Raw genomic sequence first — 1375 nt, forward strand, 5'->3', positions numbered from 1 at the left:
CGGCCCGCTTGGAGGAGCGGCTGGACCAGGCCGAGTCCCTCGCCTTCGGCACCGCCTTCGAGGTGGCGGTCCTGAGGCGGGAGACGGGAGTCTGGTCGGGGAACTCGGTCTGGTAGCCGGCCGCGGGGCTGGTCATTTCGCGGCGTTTGTGCCACATTGCTCCGACCCGTACCGCCCGACGAGGAGACGCCCGATGACCCTGATCGACCTCAGCCACCCGCTGGCGACCGGCATGGCGGTCTACCCCGGCGACGCGACGACGCCCGTCATCAGCCGCCTCAGCGCGCACGGCGAGGGGCGGCACCAGTCCTCGGCCTTCACGAGCGGCTGCCACGCCGGCACCCACATCGACCTGCCGCTGCACTTCCGCGCCGGCGAGCCGGCGCTCGAGGACTTCCCGGTCGGGCGGTGCGAGGGGACGGCCGTGGCGCTCGACGCGCCCGAGGGCGCCATCCCGCCCGCGGTGCTGGCCGGGATCGACCTCGCGGCGGTGGACTTCGTGCTGCTGCGCACCGGCTGGGCCCGCCACTGGGGCGCGCCGCAGTACTACCGGGACTGGCCCTGGCTGACCGAAGGCACGGCGCTGCTGCTGGCCGAGGCCGGGCTCAAGGGCGTGGGCCTGGACAGCCCGAGCATCGACCCCTTCGGCGTCGAGACGGCGCACCTCATCCTGGCCGCGGCCGGCCTGATCAACATCGAGAACCTGGCGGCGCTGGACCGCCTGCCCGCGGGCCCGTTCCGCTTCGCCGCTTTGCCGCTGCGGCTGGCCGGCGCCGAGGCGTCGCCGGTGCGCGCGGTGGCCTGGGTGGGGGACGGGGGAGGCCGCCGTGTCGGATGAGAAGGGATACGGGGACGAGGCCGGCGGCCCGGAGGGCGGGCTGCACGGCGACGCGCCCCGCCGCGGGCTGGCGCGCACCATCGCCAAGGTGGGCTACGCCACGCGGCGCCAGGCGGAGGAGATGGTCCGCAGCGGACGGGTCACCGTCGACGGGCGCCGCGAGCTGGACCCCGGCGCCACCGTCACGCCCGAGTCGATGATCGCCATCGACGACCACCAGCTCATCGACGTCATCCGCACCTACCTGGCGCTGCACAAGCCCGAGGACATCGCCGTCGCGCCGATCATGGGCCGCCGCATCCGCCTGGTCGCCGAACTGCTGCCCCGCGACACGCCCGGGCTGCGGGCCGCCGGCCGCCTCGACGCCACCACCAGCGGGCTGCTGCTGGTCTCCAACGACAGCGCCTGGAACGCGGACGCCGCCGGCAGCGACGAGCTGGAGAAGGAGTACCTGATCAGGGTCGCCGGCCCGGTCACCGACGCCCTGATCGACGTGATCGGCGCCGGGGTGACGGCCCCGAAGCTGGGCCTGCTCAA

2 protein-coding genes are annotated in these 1375 nt (G+C 74.7%); both read left to right on the plus strand.

The window, feature by feature from the left end:
* Nucleotides 1-193 precede the first annotated feature (193 nt).
* Complete coding sequence (locus Q7W29_13470; GenBank protein ID MDO9172830.1) at nt 194-838, plus strand: cyclase family protein; 645 nt, start codon at nt 194-196, stop codon at nt 836-838.
* Nucleotides 828-1375, plus strand: a 548-nt coding sequence (locus Q7W29_13475; protein MDO9172831.1) for a S4 domain-containing protein, incomplete at its 3' end; no start/stop codon positions are given. The genes Q7W29_13470 and Q7W29_13475, both read left to right, overlap by 11 nt.

Source organism: bacterium, assembly GCA_030654305.1.
Lineage (GTDB): Bacteria > Krumholzibacteriota > Krumholzibacteriia > LZORAL124-64-63 > LZORAL124-64-63 > PNOJ01.

What these genes read in the sequence shown, in the direction of transcription:
- Q7W29_13470 (MDO9172830.1), top strand. Translation starts at nt 194, where the DNA reads ATGACCCTGATCGACCTCAGCCACCCGCTGGCGACCGGCATGGCGGTC.